General features: G+C 34.9%; 15 protein-coding genes. All 15 read right to left on the reverse strand.

Annotation, left to right across the window (positions count from 1 at the left end; all coding sequences use genetic code 11):
- Positions 1-451 precede the first annotated feature (451 nt).
- The 15 genes from J8H85_RS08295 to J8H85_RS08365 all read right to left on the reverse strand — a co-directional run bounded on the left by J8H85_RS08295 (position 452) and on the right by J8H85_RS08365 (position 26,795).
- Entirely contained in the window at positions 452-2,743 is a 2,292-nt protein-coding gene (locus J8H85_RS08295; protein ID WP_209654475.1) for a leucine-rich repeat domain-containing protein, read from the reverse strand.
- Positions 2,744-3,041: 298 nt separating this feature from the next.
- The gene (locus tag J8H85_RS08300) at positions 3,042-3,272 is read right to left on the reverse strand and encodes a hypothetical protein (protein ID WP_209654477.1); all 231 of its coding nucleotides are present in this window, start codon (positions 3,270-3,272) and stop codon (positions 3,042-3,044) included.
- Positions 3,273-3,423: 151 nt separating this feature from the next.
- On the reverse strand, positions 3,424-5,205 hold the full coding sequence (locus tag J8H85_RS08305; RefSeq protein WP_209654479.1) for a DUF5060 domain-containing protein: 1,782 nt from the start codon (positions 5,203-5,205) through the stop codon (positions 3,424-3,426).
- Between the two features lie 586 nt (positions 5,206-5,791).
- The gene (locus J8H85_RS08310) at positions 5,792-7,798 is read right to left on the reverse strand and encodes an SGNH/GDSL hydrolase family protein (protein ID WP_209654480.1); all 2,007 of its coding nucleotides are present in this window, start codon (positions 7,796-7,798) and stop codon (positions 5,792-5,794) included.
- A 38-nt stretch (positions 7,799-7,836) separates the two neighbouring features.
- Entirely contained in the window at positions 7,837-10,326 is a 2,490-nt protein-coding gene (locus tag J8H85_RS08315) for a glycoside hydrolase family 95 protein (RefSeq protein WP_209654485.1), read from the reverse strand.
- Positions 10,327-12,621, reverse strand: a complete 2,295-nt coding sequence (locus tag J8H85_RS08320) for a glycosyl hydrolase family 95 catalytic domain-containing protein (protein ID WP_209654487.1) — start codon at positions 12,619-12,621, stop codon at positions 10,327-10,329. It abuts the gene before it with no gap.
- 101 nt (positions 12,622-12,722) lie between these two features.
- Entirely contained in the window at positions 12,723-14,708 is a 1,986-nt protein-coding gene (locus tag J8H85_RS08325) for a glycoside hydrolase family 97 protein (RefSeq protein WP_209654490.1), read from the reverse strand.
- A 67-nt stretch (positions 14,709-14,775) separates the two neighbouring features.
- A complete protein-coding gene (locus tag J8H85_RS08330) occupies positions 14,776-16,161 on the reverse strand; it encodes an FAD-dependent oxidoreductase (protein WP_209654492.1) in 1,386 nt (461 codons plus the stop codon).
- A gap of 23 nt (positions 16,162-16,184) precedes the next feature.
- Positions 16,185-17,735: a sodium:solute symporter family transporter gene (locus J8H85_RS08335; RefSeq protein ID WP_209654494.1), complete on the reverse strand. Its 1,551-nt coding sequence runs from the start codon at positions 17,733-17,735 to the stop codon at positions 16,185-16,187.
- A 117-nt stretch (positions 17,736-17,852) separates the two neighbouring features.
- Positions 17,853-18,647 carry a hypothetical protein gene (locus tag J8H85_RS08340; RefSeq protein WP_209654496.1) on the reverse strand — a complete coding sequence of 265 codons (795 nt, stop codon included), beginning with the start codon at positions 18,645-18,647 and terminating at the stop codon, positions 17,853-17,855.
- A 239-nt stretch (positions 18,648-18,886) separates the two neighbouring features.
- Entirely contained in the window at positions 18,887-20,521 is a 1,635-nt protein-coding gene (locus J8H85_RS08345; RefSeq protein WP_209654497.1) for a GH39 family glycosyl hydrolase, read from the reverse strand.
- 135 nt (positions 20,522-20,656) lie between these two features.
- Positions 20,657-22,009, reverse strand: coding sequence for a hypothetical protein (locus tag J8H85_RS08350; protein ID WP_209654499.1), 1,353 nt, complete (start codon positions 22,007-22,009; stop codon positions 20,657-20,659).
- A gap of 22 nt (positions 22,010-22,031) precedes the next feature.
- Positions 22,032-23,438: a hypothetical protein gene (locus J8H85_RS08355; protein ID WP_209654501.1), complete on the reverse strand. Its 1,407-nt coding sequence runs from the start codon at positions 23,436-23,438 to the stop codon at positions 22,032-22,034.
- A gap of 170 nt (positions 23,439-23,608) precedes the next feature.
- On the reverse strand, positions 23,609-25,183 hold the full coding sequence (locus J8H85_RS08360) for a glycoside hydrolase family 43 protein (RefSeq protein ID WP_209654503.1): 1,575 nt from the start codon (positions 25,181-25,183) through the stop codon (positions 23,609-23,611).
- Between the two features lie 121 nt (positions 25,184-25,304).
- Entirely contained in the window at positions 25,305-26,795 is a 1,491-nt protein-coding gene (locus J8H85_RS08365) for a glycosyl hydrolase family 28 protein (protein ID WP_209654505.1), read from the reverse strand.
- Positions 26,796-26,799 lie beyond the last annotated feature (4 nt).

Here is a 26,799-nt window from a genome sequence, read left to right on the forward strand (position 1 = left end):
ATTTAGATTAGTTACTTATTAATTTTAGCTAACGTATTAAATAAACATGTTATAAATTATAAACTATTGCCCAAAAACTATAACTTATGATGTAATAAAAGTTATTTAAATCATTTCTATTTACAAAAACAAGTATTGAGTTGCATATTGAAATCTAAGGCCAACTTTCTATTTAAAAACGATATGACAAGAATTGAAATATTCTATATTTCACAACACATAAAAATGTCATGAAATACGAACTATATGCCGTTCACTGCGATTGAATTCATAGTCAATAGATATTCACTTTGCTATTGTTTTTGTATTTTGAAGGATATCCAAAATAGCAGCTAAAAAAAGTGCCCTTAATTGGTTAATAAAAGACACTTTTAATGTAAAACAAACTTGTATTAAGTTTTTATAGCTCCTTACTTGTTATCAATTTTATATTTTAATCGAAGAATAAATCTTATTTCTTTATTACTCTTTTTACTGAGGATCCATTTGCTGTTTTAACTTTCATAAAATACATACCCGAAGCCAAACTAGACAAATCTATTTGAGTAGTAAATTTGCTATTTAATAAAACACTTCCTGTAATATTAAATACTGTAATATCAATAATATCTTCTAAACCACTAAAAGAAACTAAACCACTTGTTGGGTTAGGATAAATACTAAAACCTAATTTTTTTTCTAAACTATTGGTGCTTAATGTTGCACGATCTAAAATTGTCATATCACTCCAAATTGGTGCTGCCTTGTAAGCAGGTATATTAGCAACATCTGTATATACTGTCATATTTGATGCAGTTCCGGCCCACCCTGAATTAATAACTGGAGGCACAGCCCCGTCCATAATAAGGGTTCTTACACTAGATGTAAGCCATGAATTTGCTAAAAAATCTGTAAGGGATGCTGGAACTGTTAATGTTGTCATAGCAGGACAATTTGTAAAGATACGATCAGGAATTTGAAGAAGATTCTGTGAAAGCGTAACAGATTGTAATGTTGAACAACCATTGAAGACACTACCACCCAATGTTGTTACTGTATTAGGAATAACTATAGAGGTTAAAGACTTATTATCGTAAAATGCTTGACCTCCTATTGTTACTAAACCATCTGAAAGCGTATAACTTTCAACTTTCTCAGCGGCACGAAAGGTACGAAATCCAATGTCAGTTACAGAAGCAGGAATACTGATACTAGTTACATCATTTTTCATCTCAGGAAGATAAATTCCATTAAAAGAACTTTCACCTGTACCTACTACCGTGAATTGTGTAGAAAAGCCATTTGCTGTACCAGGAAGCACCAAATCTCCAGAAACTGCTAAACTTCCTGCTTTGTTTCTTGCTGCAATCATAACTGTTTTTGTTACTGGGTCAATTATTTGAAATGTATAAAGGCCATCATCAAATTGGTCTCCTGCAAAATAACCAACTCCTTCTCTCAGCTTATAATAAAACATATTAGACCAATTTTGCAGACCATAGGGTTGACCATATATACTCCCTCCATCTTGTAATGTTGGAGTATATGATTCTTGTAATGAGTCTGCTGTATCATCAAAATAAGTATACATAGACATGGTGGCATCACTATCTCTTAAATTTCCACTCCCATTAACCGTACTGCCTGAGTATACAATTTCAACTTTATCTGTTAAATCTGTATTACATGTTATTTGCACCTGATTACCACCTATAATTTCAACCGAATTAATAGTAACTATTGAATTATTGTTATAGACTACAAATCCATAATTAGTTTGCATAGGCGTAGTCCATGTATCTAAAACCAAAGGAGGAACTGGTACATCATAATCTATGGTAATCTTATTTCCACTAATATCAAAATTTATTGGTTTTAATGTTTTCGCAGGGCTATCGTTTACCAATTCTGATATTAATGATTTTGACATTAATTCACCAAACCACCTATATCCGTTTGTTGACAAATGTCCATAACCATAGTCGGACATAGCGTAATGTGGATTTAGAAGTACAACATCACTATTCTCTTCTGCAAATTCAATTTGAGCCATAACAATGGGGAGTTCCTTAATTCTAACGTAACTTCCACTTGTTTGATAAATGAAGAATAATGGTTTCTCTGTCTGTCCATATTTCGACATAATATCAGCCTGCATATTGTTTTTAAGTTTTAATAATAACTCTTTATATACCCCTTTATCTTGAGTTCCATTTGTACCAGGAGTTAATCCTTGACCATAAGCAGCACTTGGCACAGCGTTATACTCTCCTTGCATATATATAATTGCTGGACAAGAGACTGTTTGACCATTTATTGCTGCTAACGTATTATCTAATGATTCAATAAAAGTTGAGTCATAATAACCATCATTCGTACATTCTTTAGAAAGTCTTTCAATAGTTCTACCTCCTTCACCTGCTGATACTGCTATGAATTTCTGATTTGCATTAATCTTATCTCTATAGGCTTCAGAATAAGCATTTAAACAACTAACAATAGGCTGCTCCCCACCTTTTGACCACTTTTTAGCAACTAATGGATTTAAAGTAGTATTTTCAGTACTATACAATGTATTTACGTTGGTGCCCATCATATAATTATTATCCAAAGCAATATCTGTAATCGCTCGAGGTGCTTGCCATCCTAAGCCCAAAGATTGTCCGTACAATACTACTTGAATATAATCAGTACTCTGTGCAAATAAACTGGTAAATTGATAGCTTAGTAAATAAAATGCTATTAATAAATAAATTTTTCTCATAAGTTGGTTTTAAGTGTTAGTTTTATTAATCTTATTTTTTTTTGATTAAATGATTTACATTATATTATTTAGCTAAAGCGTTTGTAATTGCTTTTCTTTCTGGTTGAAAACATATAAATCAATTACTTTTTATGACCTTGATGCTACCTTTAAATAGAAAACCAAAATACAGATATGAAAATGTTAATACCTCGCTTTAACCTAACATCTACATTATTATCATCTAGATATGACATTAATTCTTTCATAGAATTCACTACGTTTTGTTTCTTTTCCTACTCCGTGGGTGATAGAATCTTCAAAACAAATATTTTTTTGATTTAGTTTTAAAAGTTGATGTTCTTTTAAAAACAAAACACATATTGGCTATAAAACGATATCCTAAAGCCGTTGGATGCAAACCATCTTTCTTTCCAATATTATCTCCTTTCCTAAAAAAGATATCTTGATTGTGCAGCGATAAGTTTAATACTTTTAATACGTTATATAAATCGTAAAAATGTACTTTGTTTTCAGAAATTAAAACCATTGCAATTTTATGAAGGTCTTCTTTTTTTGTTTATTATCTCTCTAAATAAACTTTTATTAAACCGTGAAAATAAAAACACACTATCTTTAGTAATGATTAGAGCAATCAACAAACATAACATGTTAATGATTATATATTTCATCATTTAACATCAAAATTTCTTAATTATTACCACCCAATCTTCTAATTGCTCAGAAGGAGGGTCCCCGACAATCAATTTACCAGTTCCTTCTAACTTAATTAAAGAGCCATTTTGTAATTTCCCTGCTGTTCTAGGATTAAACCACTTTACTTCTAAAGATATTTTATTTGAACCAACATCAAGGTAAGTGCTACCTCCATTCTCCAAATATATAACATATGCGTCCCCTGGATTTGCTAAACACAAACCGTGAGATACTAAGTTGTTGGCTGATTCCATTTCCCAAAAAGGCACGTAATCCTCAAAAAAGCGAATAGCGTTGCCTGCTTCTCTCCATGCTTGTTCATATTTCCGAAAATTATTAACAGTGAAACCTTCTCGTCCAAAATAATATTCAACCCCCCAGCCACCTGCCATTAAGGTGCCCCAAAGAACTTTTTTACGGTATTCGGTCATCCTTTCTTCATTTGGATCGATACCAGTTGCTGCTCCACCTTGTTCATCATTAGAGACCAACCACGGATGCTTAGATTTTTTTGATTTATCTATCCATTCTTTTACCTGCTTGTTTATATTATCAAGCGTATCACTTGTTTGGAGTGTGGCTGCATGAAAAGTTTTATGTCCTAATAGTGGCTGATATAAGTTTTGTGTTTTTGGCGGATAAGTATGAACACCAATTGGATGGTTATAGCAATCGAGTTTACTTATATAATCAGCCCAGGACTTAATTTGTTTAGTGCTTGGATCTTTTCCTCCTTGAAAATCCAATCCACGATTAATTTCTTCTCCCATATTCCAAGTAAGGGCATTATGATGACCAAAGCGAGCAATCATCTCCCTGAAATAAATCCTCGTTTCAAGTCCCAAATTACCACTATTCATTATCATATCAATCTCTTCTTCATGAAAAAACAGATGTAAATGAATTCCAAGTTTAGTCATATGAGAAAATAGAATCTCCCATTGCTCTAATTTACTTACATCATAATGTAAATAATCGGTGGGATTGATCCATGGCCAAACCATTTTATCATCCCCTCCGGTCCAAAGCAAAAAATACTGTGTATTACATCCTTGATCAGCAAGGTAATTCATTAGACCTATAATACTTTTTCCTTTGTTTCCATTCCATATTGGATCACCCTTTTTCCAGTCTTTTTCATGTTCAAGGTAAGTATGTTTGGCATTTGGCGTGTTGTCAAAATCAGCTATACTTAATAAATTTTCTGGATCCCCAGGTCCGGCTTTTATAAATCTACTGCCATTATCAAATAAGGGATATCGCTCTCCTTTATATTGAAGAATTCCTTTTCCTCTAAAGTCCCGTCCTAATTTATCGGTATTTTCTACATTAAAACTTCCATTAAATATTTCAATAGGATGAGTTGGATTATTTGAAGCTGCAACATTTTTACCAGAATAGAATTTTCCAGAGTAGCTCCAATTACCAATTTCATTTGGAGTAAAATGAATTTTCCATATATTGCCACTAGTTGCACCTGTATTTGCAGCATCTCCATCGGCTGCGAAATACCCTGATACAGTATAGCTTTTTTGACCGTTGGTAAAGATAACATCCAATCTACAATCTGTATATGGATTAATTTTTCCTGTTTCACTGTATGAATTTTGTGAAGTATAGTTTACTGTTATTTTATGCCATAATTTAAGTTCACCGCTAACATTTGCAGCAAAGCTACTATTGACCAACCAGCTTAACATGGCTGTTAAGATTAATTTTGTTTTCAACACTTTCCTATAATTAAGGTTCATCATTTTCTTTTTCAAAATTTACTTAGATTCAGTCTCAATTTCATTAATATTTGGGTTTCAGACATAAAAATGTTAACATGGCTAATATTTGATATTGCTTTATTGGCTTGAAGTTTTATTTTATTATTCAATTTTTAAGTTTTACTGTTTTGAAGTCCCCACATCCAAGCGTTATTTACAATTATATTAACAATTGATAAATCTTTGATAACTTGAAAGTACCACCTCTAGATATTAATTTCTCTTTTAAATTTCAATACAAACAATTTTATAGCAATTCTAGTAGAAATCATATAAATCATAATTCATTTTATATAAATTATAATCCATTATTAATTAATAGTCCAATCAATTAATATATTTATAAAAACATTAACAGACTTGCCAGGTGGTATTGGATAAAAATTGTAAAATTATTTTTTCATGTGGCAAGATTATAGGATTTTAAAATAGTACGTTACAATATCAGTGGTCGCTAATATCACATTCTCAACATTTTTATTTTATTAGAATGTCTGTTTTTTTTTCATTTCACGACGTCTAGCTATATACACAACATACCGTGTTTTCTAAGGTCTTAATATCACACACTTAATACTGTCTATATGATAATTAACTCATCCAAATATGTTGGGTAATTTGCTCCTTCTCCACCACCTCGGGTAATAGAATCTCCAAAACAAATAATTTTTTGATTGGGCTTTAATAGTTGATGAGCTTTTAAAAAGTAATGTACATTTTGGGCAATAAACCTATATCCTAGCGCTGTTGGATGCACACCATCTTTCTTGCCACTATTCTTTTCATTCCTAATAAGCATATCCTGATTGTGTAAAGGCAAGTTTAGTGCTTTAAATTCTGCATTCAAATCGTAAAAATGTACGTTGTTTTCAGCCGCTAAGGTTTTAACAATTTTACCAACGGCATCTATTTTTTTATTTGGTGTTTCTGAAAACAAGTTTTTATCATGTCTTGCAAACAAGTAGGCACTATCAGCAGGAATGGGACTCATTAAAACCAACTCGCTACCATTGGCTTTAATTTTTTTAATTAAGGTTTCTAAATTGGAAGTATAAGTTTTATAATCAATCATTTTATTGGAATTCAACATATCGTTGGTACCCACCATCATGATGACTAAATCTGGTTTCTTTGCTATAACATCTTTATCAACTCGTTTCAGCAAATCGTTGGTGGAATTCCCTCCAACACCTGCATTTATAACTTTCTTATCTTCCTTCTTATTAGTAACTGTACAATTCACAGTCAAATCGTTTAACCTAACAGGCATTCCTGTATAGTTAAAAAGCTGAATATTTTTAGCCCCAGCATAAGTACCACTAGGTTTATCTGGATTTCTATAGCGATGTACATCATCCCAAAACGATTCCCCAAACACTATGGGAGATTCTACACTACGTTTCTTGTTTTGATAATTACGAATGGTAATGTGATGCCCCGAACCATTAATTTCTGCTAAGCGTGATACTTCGTACTCGCTAACGGTATCCACCAATTCTAAATCGATTTTACAGTTTTTCACATTATTTACAACAAATGTTATTAATGGTCCATATAAAGCATCGCCTTTAGAATTCTCAATAACTCCATCTGTCCCTATGGAATACCCTTTTTCCTGACACCCTATTGCTGTAGACCCAACAATTTTAGTTGGAGGTAAATTGGCACTTAAATCGAAACCGGAGCGCATATTTTTTACCGTACAATTAATAACGGTTACACCTTGTGTTCGTCTACCGTTCAAACCACCTGACGGATAGGTTCTAATACCATCTTCAGACAATGATTTAATTTCATTGGGTAGAATTTTCCCCGGAGGGTAATCACTTTTAAAACCTACACTAAATGCTGGTCCGGATGTTTCCGCTAACATCTCGTTAGTAGCTTTCATTTTTCCTTCTACATAACAATCTTTCAACAAAGTATTTACTGCGCCTTGCATAAAAATTCCATGTCCAAATGCATGACTTACCACTTTGCACCCTAATAATTTTGTGTTGGTTCCTTCCACCAACAAAACGGAATGCTTTTGAGTTTTCACCAAGGCATTTCCTCCTTTTCCCAATAAATGCCCATAACCATAAGGATAAGAACCATGTACAAACAAATCGGCATTCTTAATGGTGTTATCATCGCCCATAACGCGCAACATTTGTACGCGGTTGGCGGGTACATGATTTCCAAGGTCTTTTCCTTTTAAACCTTCAATGTAATTGCCATTACCACTTACCAAAAATTCGCTAAACTCACTTTTCGGATAGTTATTATGCAAGGCGCCATCAATATTTAAAGTCACTCCTGTTAAAAAATATTGACTGTTATTTCCTAAAAAATGAATGAGAGACCCAATGCTAAAATCGCCTTTCTTCTCATTATTTTCACCATATTTAAAAACACTTAATTTGCCTATTTTAATGGAATTAATATTGTATTCACCTGGTTTCATTTTAACCAACACATTACTCTTTTTGGCGTATTCAGCTAATTTTTCGACAGAATTTATAAAAATAGTATCACGAGAATTTTCTTTAGCGTGTACTAAAAATACAGCCATCATTAAACATATTAGACTAATAGTTTTTTTCATTTTTTAAAACTTTTTTTTAAATATTCGTTTTCTGGGTTTTAATGAAAAGCAGCTAAATCAAAAACATAGTCTTCCCCTGCTTTTACCATCACCTTCTTTTTTAAATCTCCGTATCTTAATATGAGTGTTTGATCTTTTAATGATTTCAAACCGACTTTAACAAGTTTGGTGTCTTTCCAATCTATATCAACAGTTATATTACCTCTTGCTTTTAAACCTTTTATAGACCCGGTAGACCAAGCGTTTGGAAGCGCAGGTAAAACATGAATAGTTCCGGTATGACTTTGAAGCAACATTTCTGCTACCCCTGCCGTATAACCAAAATTTCCATCAATTTGAAACGGTGGATGCGCATCTAACAAATTAGCATACAAACCGCCATGTTTATCATTTTCATCAACAAACGAAAAAAGGTTATTTATAATTTTATACGCATGATTCCCATCGTGCATTCGTGCCCAAAAATTAATTTTCCAGCCCATACTCCAACCTGTTGCGTGGTCTCCTCGTAATTCCAATGTCTTTTTTACAGCTTTGAACAAATCAGGTGTTTTATCTTCTGAAATTTGATTACTCGGATGAAAACCATACAAATGAGATAAATGCCTGTGATGCACATCAGGTTCTTTAAAATCATATTGCCATTCTTGCAATTGTCCTTTTGAACCGATTTTATATGGTAGAAGTTCAGATACCATAGCTTCTAGTTTATTTCTAAAATCGTGATCTATTCCTAATACTTTTGATGCATTAATGACACTTTCAAAATTTTCTCTAACAATAGCCATGTCCATAGTACCTCCTGCACTTACATATGCCGTTTCATCATCTTTAAAATAAAACATATTTTCTGGCGATGTACCTACTGGAGTTACCCAATAACCCTCCTCATTTTTAACCAACCAACTAGAAAAAAATTGAGCCGCTCCTTTAAGCAAAGGATAAGCTTCTTCTTTTAAAAATGTTATATCTTCTGTAAACTGATAATGCTCCCATAAATGATTCGTTAACCAACCTGCACCCATAGGCCAATAAGAGTACATAACTGCATTATCAGCGGGATAAGTTGGCCTCCAAATATCGGTGTTATGATGTGCCACCCATCCCGGGTTTCCATACATATTTTGGGCAGTTTCCTTTCCTGTAATAGCCAATTCTTTTACCAACCTAAAAAATGGTTCGTGACATTCTGGTAAATTGGTAACCTCTGCTGGCCAGTAATTCATTTGAGCATTAATGTTCATGGTGTAAGCCGAGTTCCATGATGGAATTACTTTATCGTTCCATATCCCTTGTAAATTTAAAGGTTGACCTCCTTTTCTGGAACCCGAAATCATCAAATATCTACCGTATTGAAACAATAAGGTGTTTAAGCCTATATCGGGTTTAGTAGCATAATTTCTAAGGCGTTCATCGGTAAAAAGGTCTTTTATCCTATTTCCTTGTGCTGTTTCTAATGTCAATTGAACACGATTAAAAAGCGACTCGTAATCTTTTTGATGCGCTGTTTTTATTTCTTTAAAATTTTTATTGTTAATTTTTGAAAGTATTGTCTTATTGATAATAGAAGGGTCTTTTCCTTCCTTACTGGGGCTTTTATCAAAACCATTAAAACTAGTGGCCATTGATAACAGCATCACAACTTCGTTAGCATTTGAAATAGAAACGCCATTTTTAGTTTCTTTTAGTTGGCCACCATCATTTCTTATTTCTAATCTGGCTTCAAAAAACATACCTTTTCCATCAACCTCATCTCCATAAAGTACTTGTTTAGCAAAAGGTTTGCGGGTGCCATCTTTGGCATAAAGCTCCGGATACTTATATTGATCGCCATTGGATTCAATATTTTCAAGCGTTCTTCTTACTACAAAACCTGGTGCCTGACCTTTTAAGACTAAAGTATTTCCCTCTAAGAATGTTTCTATAGGATGGGGCGATTGAAAAAAAGCACGAAATGACAATTCACCTATTTTATCTGCTGAAATTTTTAAAGCTATAACATCATCTGGATAGCTAGCTAAAACGTCTCGCTTATAGTTCACATTTTTTGAACGATAACTTACTGTTGAAATGGATTTTTGAATATCTAAACACCGTTGAAAATTGGTAACTGAATCTCCTTGAAATTCCAAAAACAAATCTCCAAAAGGCTGAAAACTTTGATGCAATCTACCCAACCAGTTTTTCGCCATAATATCTTGGGCTTCAGCATATTTTTCCTCATTAATAAGTCCAGTGACTTTATTATAAGTTGGTTGAATATTTGTGCCCTTATAGGTTGAAGTTGGTTCTCCGGAATACAACGTGTTTTCATTTAACTGAATATGTTCGTTAAGCGGATTACCATAAATCATTGCTCCCAACCTGCCATTTCCAATAGGCAGAGCTTCTGTCCAAGCCTTAGCTGGTTCATCATATATCAAAACTAAATCACTGGACAGTAAATTTTCTTCTACTTTATTGGATTTACAACTTATAAAAGAAGCAACAATACTTATTGATAAAAGACCTCTTAAAAATAGTCTCATTTATTTACTTTTTTCATATTCAAGAATTGGATCTTCTAAAAGCGGCTTGCGCTCTGCTCCTTTTTTCACTCCAAAATAATTTTTATCATTATCCGGATGACTTATCAGGTTTAAAGTTGGTGTATCAACATAATCATCAGACGCCAAAATTATTTTTTCACCCTTTTTCAAATCGATAGTAAATTCACCATCCGCTATTTTTGTAATCTTTAATTTTCGGCCTTTGCTTACTTGCTTTACTTGGCTCCAACCGGGAACTTTTATAGTACATGGTTGACCTGCCTGACTTTCAATAGCTACCCAATCTACCTTTTTATCTTTTAAAGATGCACTTACTAAAAAGCCACCTTGAGCAAGCAAATCTGCAAACGAAGCATTTTCCCAATGAGCAGGAATCGCTGGGAATATTCTAATCTTATCTCCCCAACTTTGTAAATTGTATTCCATTATAGCTGCTGCTGCACTTAAAGGTGTTTCAATTACGGGGTTATTCCCTTCCATATAAAACGTATTGGTAAGAAAATGAGCTCTACCAATATTCCCATCTAAAAAATCCTGCATAACGGCCACGGCTTCATTTCCCATGCCTAATGCGGCATAAAGCGAGGAAGCTCCTGTAAACGAATATCCAGCTAAGGCATTTCCGTTTTCAATATTATGCCAGTGTAATACAGATTTAACCACCAAATCTCTATCCTTAGGAGCATTGGGATCGAGTTGAAACAAGGGATACAAAGCTAAAAGATGCGAATAATGACGGTGCGATATATCTACAGACTGATCGCTACCTATCATCAACCCATTCTCATCAACCGGATAGGGTATTAAATCTGCCAACACCTGTTTCCAATGTTTCACTTTATCCTGATTCTGATTGGCTTTTTCATTGGTATCAATTAATTCTGTTAGCAACCAACGGTAAATAGCTAAGTTATAATTTGTATTTTTAAAGGCTTTAAAACCCATGTATTCTGGCGATCCCATGGGGGTAAGCTCTAATACACCAGCTGCATTGCGCTCTAGTTTGGTTTCATAAACTTTGGCTATTCGCATTGCTTTAGGCGCCCATTTTTCTAAAATAGATATTTCATCACCTTGATAATTAAAATACAACCAATAATTATGAAGTGCCCAAGCATAGTCGCCCAAACTTTTTCCTGTTTTACTGGTCATAATCCATTCAAAATAGTCGTCTATTAATTGAATATAATTGATGGCAATATCTTGGTGATTGCTGGTATTAAAGGGCCAATACGTTAATTGTACATTCAAGTTCCACCACAAGCCTGGCCAACCTGTATTTTTAAAGAAAGGTCCCATTAAATCTAAAGCTGGGCCATCTGCACGAGAGCAAGCCGCCATTTTATATAGCTGAATCCAATAAAATGATTCCATTCGAGTATCGGGAATATTCAAAAATGACTTTTGAAAATAGGTATGCCACCAAACTCTATGATTCTTTTCCAACTGATTTACACCTAAACCTTTTGCTTCTCTAACATCTTTTAAAGCAACTGTAGCCGACACATTTGAAGCTGGTATTTCATTAGCGGTAGCTATGTACAAGGTGCTTTTTTTACCATTTTCAGATTTCACATCAGCCCAAGCCGTAGCATAATCTCCTCCTGCCTCTAGTTTTTGTACACATACAACGGCATCACCATTTTTACTAATTTCTGGCTCATAAGGATTGAATTTATACTCATCTTTATATTGTTCATATTTTGTATATGCTCTTGGGCTGGATGCTTTTCCTGGCATCCATTTCCATGTAAATGGGACATATTCACCATCTTTTTTCTCGGTAGAAGTCGCTTCTATCACTTGTACCATTTTATCATAAGGAGTAAAAGCCCTAAAGGTAATTTCTCCCAAATCTGTAATAATAGTTCCTCTAATTTCGGCATTATACAAATCTTGACGAATATTTGCCGATTGTATTTTACCAGCTGGATGGAGTGTCATTTTTCCAATATCTAAACGAGAAAAATCCATTAAATTAGTCCCTTTCACACCCATGGATGTTTTTTTATTAGGAGCTTGTCTGTGATCGGTTACATCTTGACGCCCCACATGAAAATTAAATCTATTTTCATCCATTTTAGCGTAAAGCATCATCCCTAACTGACCATTACCTACAAAAGCACCTTCTGCCCATTGTAATGGAATTTCCTCCCAAACTAAATCGTGTTGCGCCATAAAATCTGGCCAAACTATATCTGACTTTGCTTGACACCATGTTGGTAAACACGAAAACAATATTATAATTATAAATATTTTTTTTATATAATACATTGTAATAAAATTTAGTAGTTTATTGATTTATTTTCTAAAAACAAAACGATTAATTTTTATTAAGATCCTATTTGTTGTTTGCGATGTTAGCATATTTATTATTATTTTGGTGTAAGTATCATCACAAAGCCATTGTTTGATTTAAGTGTAACCTCATAAATTGACTGATTATCAACTTCCAATTCATCTATACGCACTTGTGTACGTGTCTTAATTTCAGGGTCATCAGTATAAATCTTTAGATTGTATTTTTTATCGGCATCAAGAAAGAAAAAATCGAGAGGTAACAATCTATGTTTCTCTCCATTAATTCCTCCTACAAACCAATTTTCATCTTTTTTACGAGCAAGCACAGCAATTTCACCTATATCAGCCTTTAAAACTTTTGTTTCATCCCATGTTGTGGGTACTGCATCAAAAAACTCTAATTCTGGCTCATTACCAATGGTTTTAGTATCTCCCCAGAGTCCATCATCTTTTACTGGAGCAGATGGTACTCTATCATACCAGTATAAAAACTGAAGCGGACTAAACAAACAGACTGTCTTAGCCATTTGTGAGGCATGAGACCCCATTTTTTTCACTCTTGAATTATAGTAGCATACCGTATTATCACCAGCTCCCGCTAGCATACGTGTAAACAGAGTTGTAAGCGTTTGTTGATTGGTTGTAGAATGCTCGTCCCCCATAATACCTTCTTGTGTAAGCAAATTAGGGTATGTACGTGAAAATCCTGTAGGTCTATAATGATCGTGAACGTCTACAACCATTTGGTACTTAGCACATTTTTCAATAGTTTCATGAAGCCATGCTGTAGCATCTTGTGTCCCTATTCTAACAAATCCAAATTTAATTCCTGAAACGCCCCACTTTTTAAAAAGAGGTAACAACTCATCTAATTGTTTTTCCAAGGCACGACGATTTACATATAACATCACCTTAATCCCTTTTTCTTTAGCATACTTACAAACAGTTTCTAAATCAAATGGCCCTTTAGAACGCTTAGGATCTAAAGTAATGGTAGTAGCATCGGAACTATTTTTCATTTCATCTCCATACCATCCAGCATCAAAATGAACATACTGCATGTTATGACTAGCCAAAAAATCAATGGTAGCCATAGCTCCTTGTGTTGTTAATGTTGTTTCTCTTATAGCTTTTCCCGGTGTAATCCAAGATTGGTCTTCTATTTTACTTGGAGGATTTAGATTTGATATTAGATAATTATTTTCTAATAGAACCCCTTCGTTTTCTGCCACCATCACAACTCTCCAAGGAGATTGAAATGGTAATTTCATTTCCACTTTACTTTTATCAGAAAGCTTCCCTACTATATTTCCTTTTATAATATCCTGACTTATGTTCTCCAACCTAGCTTCCAATTTAGATTGAATACTAAATTTTAGTTCAGGATTTTGTTCAAAACTCATTCTCGAATAATCAACCAAACGTGCTTCTGCTAAAGCGACCTTATATGCTCCGCAATCTACCAGTAGTGGTCGTTCACAGCCAGGTTTCAATTCACTCATTGGTGTTTTAGTATAAATACTTTTTGAAGTTGTTACACCAGGTTTGCGCTCAGGAGTAGCCCACACACTATAATCATCCTGAAAATTATATGTAACTACTTCGTCTTCTATTTGTAGTGTTTCCAAACCACTTTGCTTTGGAACTTCATAAGAAAAAACAACCCCTTCGTTATAAGCGCGACAGATTAGATTGAGTTTTGCTGTGGAACTTTCTAAATAAACTTTTACTTCATTATAGTTATCAGGAATTATACTACGTTCTCCCAAATGTGTTTTCCATTGGTTTTCAACTGATGACTCTTCAACTTTAGCAATTGAAAAAGGATTCGAAAAATCAATATCTTTTGACTGGAGAACAACCACTGAAGGTAAAATTACCTGTTTATCCAAATATTGTACAGAATACGTAATTTGCCCCTTATCCGTTTCTTTAGATTGAGGAAAAACAGTTAATATATTTTCTCCATTAGGCGATTTTATAATAATCTCCTTTTGATTTTTACAAGATAAAATCAAAAATAAAACTACTAACAGATAATAATGTCTTTTAAGCATCATATTTACTTTTTTAATTCATTGTTAATTTGATAATACAAGAAAAAATAATTTTACGACAATTACCTTTTTACTCTCCTAAATAAGCACCGTTATCCAATAATTCTTTTTTTAATTTGGTGTATTCCAAATTATTGGGCACTACATTTTCAACAGCAGACAATCCTGCTAGCGTACCTGCTCCTTGACCAATGGCCATGGCAATAGGCGTTACCCTTAACCCTGCACTGGCATAATGATCTGCACCAATAGCGCGACCCGAAAGTATCAAGTTCTCCACCTCGTTAACCAAAAGAGAATCGGTAGGGATGTAGTAAGCGCCATCGTCTTTTAAGTGTACCGTATCTGTTGTACCTCCATCTGGCGAATGGATGTCCAACGGATAACCGCCAACAGCAATCGGGTTTTTAAATCGTACTTCATTTACTAAATCTTCAGAAGTTAACACATATTTGGCGTGTGGATGACGCGACTCGCGAACACCAATATGCGGTGCTGTACTTACAAAAGTGGCATTTTCAAAACCTGGTGCATATTTTCTAAGGAAATTGAAAATTTCAACACATTGTCTGCGTCCCATGGTTTCGGCCTTACTTAAATCGAATGGGTTCATGGGGTTGAAACCAAGTACACGTGAAGTATTGAAAATAAATTCCCCTTCGGTATTGGTTTCAAAAAACAACACGTTATCTCTAGGTACCGTTACTTCACCTTTGGCTTTAGCTTCGTTCCATAAATCGTAAAAGCCCCAAGTTGAAATACGCTTGGTTTTTTTCAAAATTTCAGCTTTGTCTGCAGATCTTTCTTCGGCATCAAACTGATCCCAGTTGTTAATCATGTATTCGCGAAGTTTATCCGTATTCACATTACCCACTTTAATATTCGTAGTCATGGGTTGCGATTTGTTATCTTCAGGACGCCCTTCGGTAAAAGGCACACCCGATAGTTTTACTATTTCGCTATCGCCACTGGCATCAACAAACACTTTTGCTGGAATTTCTTGAATGCCTCCGCGGTTATGAATGAACACCGACTTGATTTTATTGTCTTCTTTCGAAATATCAATCAATCGGGTATGGTATAAAATTTCGGCACCCGCTTCAAAAACCATATCTTCCAACACGACTTTAAGCATTTCAGCATCAAACGGCGTTACCGTTGAACAATAACCCGTTCCATCTAAAATATGTCCTGGGCTTGCGCCTCTTTCAACCAATCTGTTTACCATTTCATTTGGTGTACCAAAAACCAATTGTTTACCCGCCTTATTATGAAAGGTCATCATAGGACCTACACCCATAGCTGTAAGTGTTCCTCCTAAGAATCCAAATTGTTCAATTAGTAATGTTTTTGCCCCTGTTTTTGCTGCTGCAATGGCTGCATGACTACCAGAGACTCCTCCTCCTACAACTATGACATCGTATCCTTCTATTAATGTTGTTTTAAATGTTTTCATTTATCTTTTTTCAATTTCTATTTTTAAACTACTGATACTTTTTTATTATTTAATTTTGAATGCATTAATGCTACTATTATTACTACTAAAGCCCCAACTGGGAACCACCAAAAGAAACTGATGCCATCATAATGCATCCATGCAATAACTAAAATAGCTATAAATGCCCCCATTAGTATACCTATAAACTCCCCTTTTCGCATCAATGCTAAAAATGCAATTCCTATTAAAACGCCGTAGGCATAACCAGGAACCTTGAAGCCTAAAGCCAATAAGCCACCATCTTGGAAAAAGCTAAATCCGTATGCCAATAAAGCCAAAACTACACCCCAAACTACGATGGCTATTTTTGATATGGTGACCACTTTGCTTTCATCCATTGTTTTAAGTTTGGGTACGATTAATGTACCAACCCCCATAACACTTGTTTGTGACAGCGCCGTTAATGCAGAGTCTAATGTTGAAATCCCCGCTGCAAACATTGCGGCTATAATTAAACCGGAAACGCCGTCTGGTAATTCGTTTACCACATAATAAGGAAAAATTCTATCAGGCTCGGAAGCAATGGAACCACTTATTAAATCTGATAACGGATTGATATCATAATATGCTACCAAACCAATGCCTACAAAAGCCATAATCCAAGTAGTGGCAACACCAACCACCGAAAAAGCGACTGCTTTACGTGCCTCTTTTAAATTTTTACAACATAAGGCTCGTTGTGTTACCACTTGATCTACAGCATTAGAGCCAAATTCGAAAAATGTACAACCCAAAATACCTACCCATAAGGTGTAGGTTTTATGAGGATCTAAAGACAAATCGAACAGCACCAATTTTGCTTTTTTATCGGCTATGGCCATCATTTCACCAAAGCCACCTGGAACATCGCCAATGGCATAAAACAATGCAAAAAAAGCACCTGCAATAAAAATTATAAACTGGATAGCATCCGTCCAAACCACCGTAGTAATACCGCCTATATACGACCAAACAATAGCGAACAACGCAATAATACCAATACACACTACGGTACTTTGCCCCGTAATAACACTAAGCACTAAAGCAGTACCCAATAAGCGGACACCTTGGCTCATGGTGGCACCAATCATAAAAAAAGTGCGGGATAGTTGGCTGGCTTTTATGCCTAATCTATTTTGAATAAAATCGTATGGACTAAAAACACCTTCTTCATAATACTCTTTCAACAAAACGTAAACGAACAACACATTACCCAATGCAAAACCAAGAGTCATTTGCAAATAGGTCAAATTCCCATCCATAGAAAAAACAAAAGCCGGTACTGCTATAAACGTAGCAACACTGGTTTTAGTAGCTATTAAGGATAACGAAACCGCCCACCAAGGCAAATTGTTTCCGCCTTTAAAAAAGGCATCCAAGCCTTTGTCTTTGTTTTTTACCAATTCCCCGATTACTGTGGTGCCTAGTAAAAAAACAATAAGGATGATCCAATTTACAGTTGAAAAATGACTGGATGCTATTTCGTTTGATTGTTGTGCGAACATTGCTAAGCCACAAAATAAGGCTATCATTACCATGAAAAATTTCTTCATTCCTGTGTTTTTATTTTTTTTCAAATACATTGTTTTTACCTAAATCTTGAGATAATTCTCCGTTAGAAACCACTATGTTATTTTCTGATAGTTCCTTAAAAACTATAGGCATACCTGTTAGGTTATGCCTTCTTCACCTAAACACATCATATAGCCTTTAGGCAATTTGTAACCGAACACTGTATTGAAATCTACCTTATCAGCATCAGATCCTGTTCCTTTTTCGGTCCACATATCATCTGTGGAACGCATAACACCTTCAATGTAGCATCCTTCTATAATTGGCCAATCGGCTGCCTGCATAAACAAGGCATGACCATATGAACGATGAATAATGGTATCATTTTTAGCGTGATTTTTATAACCTCTTACCAAAAACGAGGAATGTTTTCTGTGGTTAATGACACTCTTTCCTCCTTTTCCGAAAGCTTCTCCATAACCATAAGGATAAGAACCTCTGGTTGTGATATGAAAGCCTTCAATTCTGTTCTCTGAACCATCCATAACAATATTGGTAGCACGCCTTGTTGGCGCATCGTGAACGGAACCATCATCAACAATGGTCAGGTTTTTTAATACATTCTTGTTGCCTGTTATTTGTATCTCGTACAGTTCGGTGTTTTTACTTGTGAAAGCACTTAGCACTTCCGTTTTAACGTTGATGGTTACACCTGAAAAATCATAAACACTGTTTTTTCCTGAAAAAAGGAAAAGTACGTTCGCATGGTTTTTAACTACCGTAGCACTTGAAAAATCGCCATTATGGATATCTTTAGCGGTAATGGTGTAAGTGCCTGGTTTTAATTTAACTTCTACGTTATTATCATCTAGATACGGCATTAATTCAGTTAGAGAACTTACTGTGATTTGCGCTTGGGTTTTTAAACCAAGCAAAGCTAGTAACCCTATCAAAAGAAAACGGTTTTGAAGCTTAGAAAAGCATGTGTTTTGAATATGCAACATTAATTTATTCAGTTAGTAATTTAATAAAGTTTTAGAAACCTAAAATTACTTTTCTTAAAGAGCATTTCATATAAACTATGATGCAAGTACTATAACTTTAAATTCAAGTTGTAGGAATGCCGTAAAAAAATAAGTCTTGGAGGTGATTATCTCCAAGACTTATTAAAAATTCAATAAGACAAACTTGCTTAATTTATTTGTTCTATAAGGACTAAACTCCAAGGACTCATGTCACGATTGATGGTGAATTTACCATCTTCTCCAACCGTGATTATTTCTGTTTTTAAGTTTTCGGCGTAGTCTTTCATTATTTTAATTTGCTCACGTGTTGGCGGTTCTGGTTTACCCATTTTTTCCCAATAATTGTAAATATTACCGTGATCTTTATCTAATGTTTCTAATTTAAATTGCGTCCCAGGCTTTAAATTAGTAAGCTCCATTTTTAGCTGACGAGGCTTACCGTTTTCGTACTTATCTATCTTTTTTATACTAGATGGCACAGCATTGTAATGGTCTTCAGGATAGTTATACGCCAAAGCCACTACTTTGCCGTTGCCCGATTTTCGGCTTACAAACAAGTAATCGTTTTTAAACAATTTTTCATCACCCAACTGATGTAACATGCGGTAGGCATGGTAAGATGGCTTCACCAATCCTTGATAGTTTATCATTCCAAAACCACCATGAAAGATGCTTTCTCCACCTCCTTTTTCTTCAAAAATATCAGTAAAGGTCCAAAACGCCAACGAGTTTGCTAGCCCAATACAGTCTAAATTTACTTTGGTTATATAAGCAGCTGGTGGTAAAAAATCGTGCATGGCATCGCGACTGTTAGGACTCGTGTTCCATTCGGTTAAATGAATTTCGGCATTTGGATAAGCACTGTTTTTAATCACTTTGTTTAACCATTCCATATCATCTTTTGTAGAATTTACGTAGCGTGAAAAGTCTTTTCCTTTTCCCGTAGTAGGATTGAAAGGATAATCGGTTGGATACGGATGCGTCGATACAAAATCTACCGGCAATTTCTCTTTTTCACAGTATTTTAAAAAGTCTACTATCCAAGAACCTTTCCATTGCAAATCGTTGATATTATCAGCTGTAAATGTGATTAAATCGCCACTTCGACTTTCAACTTCACCATCATAACGTCCATCGGCCACAAAATTACTACTAGAAGGCCCGCCAACTTTTAAACGCTTATCGACAGAACGAACCGCCAACACCGATTGCTTGTACAATTCGAAATATTGTGATTTGGTGCCATCAAAAAATCCATAATGTAAATTGGGTTCGTTCCAGACTTCAAAATACCATGTAAGTACCTCATCAATTCCGTAACGATCTACGCAATGTTGTGTAAAGGCTTTTACCATATTGTGCCACTCACCGTATTTAGATTCATCGGGCGTAATATTGGCTTTCCACCAAAATTGTGTTTTGCTATTTTCAGCCGCCAAAGGTGTTGGAAAAAATGCCAATTCTACGAATGGACGTACATTTAAATCGAGCATTCTGTCGAACAAATCATCAATGTATTGCCAATTGTAGGTGTACTTGCCATCCTTTTCAAATACAGGAAACATATCATCGTGAAAAATTCCGTGGAATCGCACAAATTCAAACCCACAGTTTTCTTGAACTTTTTCCAGTTGTTCTAACCAACCCGCTCGCAACCCTTCATTGGCGCGACCAGCTCCGACACTTTTACTCCAAAAATGCTCGAATTTTTCGCCTTTTTCTTTTGAATTTACTGAGACGCTTTGTGCCACCCCAATTTTAACTTGTGCTAACAATAGTGCTAGTAATAATACCTTTTTCATGTGTTTATATTTATTTTTTTTCAATGGTCACATTTATCATCCATAACCTCATCGTTCTTAGGTATTATTTTTTTACATTGGATGTTTAAACATATTATATAATTTTTAATGGTTGTTCAACTTTCTAGCTGATTATTATTTTTCTATTATATGGTTGTTTTCACCCTTATTTTCTTTAATACTTCCTTTGGTTTCTATAGTACAATTTTTTGCCATTGCCCCAATGGACATAGGCATTCCTGTTTCATTCTTTAAATGAAGACCAATCACCTCTGCATCACTATACGGAGACATCGACTCTCCATGCATCGGTGGTGTATAGCCCACTAAAATAGGGAGTTCTTGTTTTCTCTTTTTCCCATCAGCGGATTTAAGCACTACTTTATTATTTTCACCAAAAACCGTCATTAAAGCATGTACCATTCGATCGGATTCTGAAGAATCAACCATTAATTCTACATCTACATTACTACCTTCCACAAACAATAGGGGTCCGTAATTAGCATCTCCTTTGCAATTAATAAGCTTGGTGTTATCTCCAATCCAATATCCACGTTCTGTTCCAATAGTTGTGCAATTTTCTACATGTGCACTGTTAAAACGAAGCTCAAATCCGCCACGAGTGTTTTTGGCAGTACAATTTTTAAAGGTGATGTTTTCACTTTTTCCATAGGTTCTAAATCCATCTTCACAAAGTGATTTCATATAACCAGGTGTTACCACATATTCACCTTCACGATTTTGAGTCCATGTTTTGAAATTTACATCGAACGCTGGACCCGATGTTTCCGCCAGAATCTCATCGGTTGAACGCACCTCCCCTTCAGCATAACAATCTTCAAAATATACATTCTTAGGATGTTGTTGAATGAAGAAGCAGTGCCCAAAAGAACGGTTATAAATTTTACATCCATAGAGTTTGGTATTATTTCCCGTAACTAAAAGGCCACTATGCTTTTGGTGTTTTATGGTCGTTTCTGCTTGTTTGCCTTTACCAAATAAATCGCCGTACCCATACGGATAAGATCCTGCTACATGCAAAGTGATGTCTCTAAGAATATTTGATTCGCCTGCCACTTGAAGTACGGTACCTCCAGGAGAGGTTCCTTGTCCAACACATCTAATGGTAAGTCCGAGAAAGGAATTATTAGATCCGGTTATTAAAAATTCGTCCGAATGAATAGGCGGTTTTAATGAGTTTCTAATCTCTGTTTCCAATTCTATTTCAACTCCTTTTAGATTAAAAGTATTATTGCTACCGCTAAACGTGATGTATTGATATTCCTTGTTAGTTCTACGAGCTTTAATAATATCCAGAGTTAAATAATCTGTTAATTTATAGACACCAGGTTTCATGGTAATGGTGTTACCACTTTCCGTAGCGTATTTTGCTAGCGCCTGTAAAGAGTTGATTTTTATGTCTTTGGCATTTATGATTTGACTAACTAAGAATACACCAAATAAAAATAGACTAGATTTTATCGTCATGACTTTTACTTATCGTATTTTATTATCGTTTGGTTCTGTTACCTTCATTTACCAAATTTTCTGAATTGGTAGCTTCACGTACGTTTCCAACACTCTTTACTTTTAAATTTTCTGTACCTTTAAACGTGATGACTTCTGCCGAGGTTTGATTATCCAATGTAATATCCGTAGCATGCATTTTCGCTTTTTCATTAAAATTGCCATAGCCTTCCCATACCGACAACTTAATCGCCATAGTATCTGGAATGTATTCTGAATTATCGGTTTTAATAACTACTGTATGCCCCGTTCCGTTTATTTTCGCTAACAAATTATTAGCCATTCCATTTCTACTATCTAGAATGGTCATTTCAACTTTAGCATTTTTAGCATTAGTATAAGGAATACAAAACGCCTCGCCATATTTAGCATCGGCACTACAATTAATAATAACATCTTCATTTCCTACATTGTATCCTGTTGTTACGCAATCGCGCACTACACAATCAATGATTTTATCCCCTGAAGTGCTTAACCCTGTACAAATCCCTCTGCGCATTTGTGTAACCGTACATGCTTTAACGGTGGTGTTTAGGGTTTTATGTCCATTATAATCTGGGTACATACGTATGCCGTCTTCACTAAGCGAAATGATTTCTCCCGGTAAAATTTTGCCATCTTCGGCCACTATGGTGCCTTCTATATAATTGCCCTTTCCGGCATAAAATTTCTTATCGAACCCATACCCTGAAGTTTCTGCAAGCATAGCGTCGGTAGTACGAAGCAGTCCATCAACCTGACAGTTTTCAATCAACGTGTTTTCTGAGCCTTGTAAAAAGATGGCGTGCCCCATAGCCCGCATATGGACTTTACAACCAAGTAATTTCACGTTTTTTGCTGGATATCCTATACGAATGCCATTCATCTTACGGACATCGTTACCACCAAGTCCGTATAAATACCCATAACCCCAAGGACTTGAACCTGTTGTTCGCACCTCAACATCCTTTAAAGTCACATTCTCTCCAACAAGATTGAAAATTTTGTTTTTGCTTTGTCTACCTGGGGTATCGCCATAAGTCTCAATATATAAACCTTCTAAAGTGACGTTTTTTCCAGATATTTCGATGGCGCAATACATGCTGTTGCCATCATCACTTTTAATTAAATCTGGTCGACTGAATAGTTTGGTATCTACCATAAACCGTGCGCCCCTTAAATCGTAATAGGAATTAGTACTCGTGATTTCCATGAATCTGATTTTTTGAGCATCATCAATTTGATAGTTCCCTTCTTTAAGCTTAACATGTACGTTATCTTGATCCAGATATTTTTTAAATTCTGATAAGGTATTTACTTCTATAATGGCTTTCTTGTTGTCTGTTGATTGCGCTCGGCATGACAAAAACAGTAACAAAACTGAAAGCATAATAAGTGTTTGTTTATTCATTTTTTATTTTTTTTAATTCTAGATTCTTACAAACTCGTTTGAGGTTTCATATTAAACTTCTACCTCTTTATCCACAATAGTAGTTTCACCTGTGATGTAGGAACAAATGCCAGCTGCACCATTGGTTATATCAGACTATTCATAACAGAATTGATGTAAAAATTAATTATCTATTCAACTCTAAACCAATCAAAATCAGTAAAACCTTTACTTTGCTGCATATTAGGATTTACACAGAATAATCCAACTTTTGCACCAATCCAAACACCTTCCTTAGTTCTAAATTCATCACCAATTGCTTTAAAGTTTTTATTATCTAGGCTATATTCATATTGACCAGTAGTATTACCAACAATCTTTACTCTTAAATAAACAACGTCACTATCTAGAGCTATACTTTCAATGACTTCTGCAATGCCATCACACTTATTACTGTCACTTTTTGACATTTCTAATTTAAAACCAGTTTCATTTTTAGTAACATAAAGCGATGTCCAACTTCTACCCATAATAACTAAACCTCCCTTATCACCAACTAAATCACCTCTGAAAGAAACTTTCGTTGTTGCTACAAAATCAGGTCCTGGAAATTTTTGCAATAATAAATTAGGTGCATAATACAAATTACCTTCCTTAGTAATATTCTGAACAGCATTAAGCCTAATATTTCCTTTACCTGAAATTGAATACCACTCATTCCGAGGGTTAGCTTGCCACTGCCATTGTAGTCCAAACTTTTTTGCATTAAACTCATCAGTAGTTTGGGGTGTTTTTATTGGGTGTTTTTTACCAACATTAGGCATCTTGTATTCCGTTTGAGGCTCCCCAATACCATCGTTATTGATATCTTCACCCATTAACGGCCAACCGTCAACCCAATTTACCTTATTCAAGTGAACGATCCTTCCATTAGGTTTTAATTCCTGAAAATGAGCAAACCATGATTCTCCAGATTCCAAATCAACAAGGCCTCCTTGATGTGGACCATTGATTTTAGTATTTCCTGTGTGCAATACAGTCTTTCTTTCATAGGGACCATAAATATTTTTTGAACGAAGGGCAGTCTGCCAACCTTCTCCAACGCCGCCGGCAGGAGCCAAAATATAGTAATATCCATCTTTTTTAAAAAACTTAGGCCCTTCAATGACTGGGTCATTCTCTATATCCCTATATATTAATACTCCATTATCTAAAAGTTTTTTGCCGTCCTTACTCATTTTATGTAGAATTAAATCGTTACCGCATAGTTTACTACGTACCAAATAAGCATTTCCATTATCATCCCAAAGAGGACATGGATCTTCCCACATTTCAGTATCAACAACATGTGTTAGCTCCCAATCATTTTTTGGATCATTTGTTGTAGCCATAAATAACCCATCATAAGGAGTACAAAAATAGACATAGAACTTATTGTTGTGATAACGGATAGATGGTGCCCAAGCCCCTTGACCATGAGCCGTTTTATCATATTTTTCAAGAGGTAAACTCTGGTAAACATGATTTATTATCTCCCAGTTCACCATGTCTTTTGAATGCAAAACAGGAATACCAGGCATACAATTAAAACTTGATGCTACCATATAAAAATCGTCTCCAACTTTTATCATATCAGGATCAGAATAATCAGCATAAATAATAGGGTTTTTAAAATTTCCATTTCCTAAATCTGGAGTCCATTGTTGACCCGAAACAGAACTAATTAACACTATTTGAAATAAGATTATTTGTACTAGTTTTTTCATTTTTATTATTTTTATTATTTAAATTCACATTTCTTAAAATCAATATTGTTGCCGAATACTTCCTAATTATATTAAAGTACATCGACTATTCGCTCCATATCCATTATACTAACTTTATCAATTATTTAAATTTTAGATTTTTAACAAATTCGTTCGAAGTTACATTTTGAGCCTTTACCTTTTCCCCATCCAATATGACATTATCAAACACAACATCCTCAACCAAATGCTCATTATCAAAACCCACTAACTCTATACTGGCATGATCTTTAATAATATAAGGTTTCCAATCTGGACCATCTTGAAATCCTGTAAGTGTTGTATCGATGGGTGCCGACATTGCAGTAATATTTTTGAAAGTCACATTTTTAATGTGTCCTCGTTCTTCTGTTTTAGTCCATCTGGTTTTTCCTATCCAACAAGATATTAATCTGCGGGCTTCTTCAATTCTAATGTTATCAAAAGTAACATTACTAATCACGGCATCATCACAATGATATACTCTTAAGGCTGTTTCTCTTCCTACATCATGAATCACATCACAGTCTTCAAAAAGCACATTACTAATGTTTTCGTGTACTTCAGCTCCAATACTCAATGAGTGTGCTAATTCATTCCACACCACACATTTTCGAGTATGAACATTATTTACTTCTCCATAACCCTCAAAAGATTTAATCACAACTGCGTCATCAAACGTTCTCATAAAACAATTTTCTACCAAAACATCTCTGCTACTGCTAATATCAACACCATCTGCATTTCCCCTCCATCCGATAATTTTTATGTTATCCACATGTACGTTATCACAACTTTGAATAGGAATAGTCCAGTGACTTGGATCAAAAATGGTAACGCCTTCTATCGTTACATTTTCTGCTTTATGTGCCAAAATGGTATAACGTCTTATGTTATTCGGAATACCACTTTGATCTATAATGCCTCGACCGCGAATACTTACATTTTTTCCTTCAAGAATAAACGTTGGTAATTTTCTTAAACGACCTCTTACTTCAATCTCATTTTCACCATCTAATGTACCACAACGTAAATATGCGCCACCTGCAAGATAAATTGTTTGACCATCGCTTATAGTTACGTTGGTAACATCATGTACTCCAGGACCAAAATACACTACGTTTGGATCATCAGGACTAGGAATATTTTCTTCAAATGGATTCGCTAAAATTTGTAACGATTCATGCCATTCCCCATTCACCTCGACTGTTACATGGCCTGGTTTATTTAATTGGAAGGTAATTTTATTTCCCTTGAAAGTTGGTATAATGCCATATGAGGTGGGTAAAATTTTAACTGACTTAACTTTCTCAGGACAGTCTATAGAAACGGTAACACTAGCATTTATATCAAAAGATGCTACAGAAACAAATCCATAATCACCGGCTGGTTTTAATCGAGGAATGGGTCTCGAAGGTGGAATTTTTGTTTTGTACACGGGTACATCCTGTTCCTCAACCTTTACAGCAAAAGCTTTTGATAGTTCAATACCTTCAGGTGCGGAATACACTTTTACCTTTTGGGCTGTAGTATTACAACCAAAAAGAAAACTCACACTGTACAACAAAATTGCCTTTTTTACTCTATTTATCATATCA

The organism is Mariniflexile gromovii, assembly GCF_017814435.1.
GTDB classification, from domain to species: domain Bacteria; phylum Bacteroidota; class Bacteroidia; order Flavobacteriales; family Flavobacteriaceae; genus Mariniflexile; species Mariniflexile gromovii.